Raw genomic sequence first — 2255 nt, 5'->3', positions numbered from 1 at the left:
AAACCGCATAACCGAACTGTTGGCGATTTTCAGAACTTGCTCACTTTACGTGTCGCAACCTCGCACAACATACGTCTCTAGCTATTTGCAACTTTAGTGGAATTATCGTTTTTAATTCCTATTTTCGTTTAGCCGAAAATAATCTGTTTCATAAGTTGCAAACAACTAGAGGCGCAAAACGTTGGGCAGGATTTTCGCGCGAGAGAAAAATTCCGGTGGAATTTACTCTCACTTCTTTTTTGAGAAATAATGAAAATGATAAAGAATGTTCAGGCATATTTGAGCGAAAACTGATTGAAAATTAGCTGTTTAATGAGCGAAACTTGAAAATTAAAAGACGAAAATAAAGCTGAATAAATGAAAGTTGAAAAGCGGAAGCTTGAAAAGTGAAACTAACAAAAAAGAAGCCGAAAAAGTGAAACTTGAAAAACTGAAACCTGAAAAGCTAAACTTGAAAAGCTGAAACTGAAAAAATTAAGCTGAATAAGTAAAATTTTGAAAAGCGGAAGCTTGAAAAATGAAACTGACGAAATGGAAGCTGAATAAGTGAAATTTGGAAAGCAGAAACTTGAAAAACTAAACAAAAAAGAAAAAACCCCGCCCAACACACGTTTGTGGCTATTGCGGAATTTAGTGGAATTATCGTTTTCAATTCGTATTTTCGTTTAACAGAAAATACTCGTCTTCGAAGTCCGCAACAGACCACAAGCGCGGGAACGTTGGTGGTAATTATCGCCGAAAATGACGCAAACGAATAATATCAACAGATTATGACAATGCAATCCAGTGAAATAATAGAATATAGAGGAGAAAATTATTCTATGAGTAATTTGCCTTTAAATCCATTTATTAAAAAAAATAATTTAAAATTTAAAGCATATACTACTGCACATTGGAGAGGTTATCAAGGATATTGGAAACTGACGAATGAAGAACTGTTTCTAACAAATTTACAAACCGCTAATGAAACATATTTTGATGTTTTTAAAACAAATGAACCTATTTTTGCAGATTGGTTTTCGGGTGTAATTCAAATTGGATTAGGCAAAGCAATTTATAATGATTTCTCAAATTACTATGAAAACTACTTATGGCTAAATTTTGAAAATGGAAAAGTTATTGAAAAAAGAATTTCAAGCTTCATAAGTTCAGAAGAAAAAATAACTTTTGGAAAATATAAAGGGAAATCAATTCTTGAAGTCTTAAAAGGAAAAATAAACATTACATACAATCTAGAAAATTTAATAAAAGAATACGTAAGTGAAATAATTACTTTTTGCAAAAACATAGAATTTGACAAAAAAATTAATGTCCCATATTTTGAAATAACTGACGAAGTAAGAAAAAATATTGAAAATATTAGAAACCGTCCTTTTACATATTTGTTTACAAAAAATTTCTTGGCAATAGAAAAACATTTCTATGTAAATCAAGATGAAAATGAATTAGAAGAAACTGAATATTTTTCTAATTTAATGGAAAAAATTTTAACATCTGATTTCCGTATTATAAGAACATTAAATCGTAAAGATTGCCAAAACTGTGAAGTTTCAGAAAAAACAAACCTAATAAACCCTGATATTAATTATTTAGATTGGGCAATAAAAAATGTAGACAAATTTGCTATCCCTCCACATTTTTTAAAAATTGAAAAATTAAAATTTCTATCAAACTTTACTGTTAATCGATTAAATTCAACCATATTTGAATTTTCACCTATCTTGATTGATAATAAATTAAGTTTTAGTAATGAAACTTTAACGTTAAACAATTCCAAGTTTGAAAAAATCTACGGAATAACCTATGATGAAAACTGTAATAATTATTTTTTAGATATAAATATTAAATCAAATTATGAGAAATTTGGCTATTTTCTCGATGAAAATTTTGAAGAAGAAGCAGAGGATTATTATGATGGAGACTACGAATACGATAGGAGGAGTTATTCAGAATATAACGGAGCATATGGCTTTGATGACGATACAATAAATTCAGCTTTTGAAGGTGACCCAGAAAACTATTGGAATATCGATTAACAATTGAAAAAAAATAACTACCACCAACACACGTTACAAGCAATTTGGGCATTTGGCATAATGGAAAAATTGGTTTGTATTTGGAAGATTTGGCAAATCCGAAAGATTACGCTTCCTTAATCCCAAACTGCTTGTAGCGCGAGAACGTTATACGCAAGCAACAGAAAACCAACAAGATGATAACAACTTTTCAAATTATAACAGCTATATTTCTGTTCT

General features: G+C 29.7%; 1 protein-coding gene. It reads left to right on the top strand.

Annotated elements, in window-relative coordinates:
• The first annotated feature begins 776 nt into the window (after window positions 1-776).
• Window positions 777-2036 carry a hypothetical protein gene (locus GXM17_RS21175; protein WP_163401507.1) on the top strand — a complete coding sequence of 420 codons (1260 nt, stop codon included), beginning with the start codon at window positions 777-779 and terminating at the stop codon, window positions 2034-2036.
• The last annotated feature ends 219 nt before the right edge of the window (window positions 2037-2255 follow it).

The sequence above is a fragment of the Flavobacterium fluviatile genome, from assembly GCF_010645065.1.
Taxonomy (GTDB): domain Bacteria; phylum Bacteroidota; class Bacteroidia; order Flavobacteriales; family Flavobacteriaceae; genus Flavobacterium; species Flavobacterium fluviatile.
Note: the sequence above shows the minus strand (reverse complement) of the source record. Positions and strands in the feature narration are given on the sequence as shown.

What these genes read in the sequence shown, in the direction of transcription:
- GXM17_RS21175 (WP_163401507.1), top strand. Translation starts at nt 777, where the DNA reads ATGCAATCCAGTGAAATAATAGAATATAGAGGAGAAAATTATTCTATG.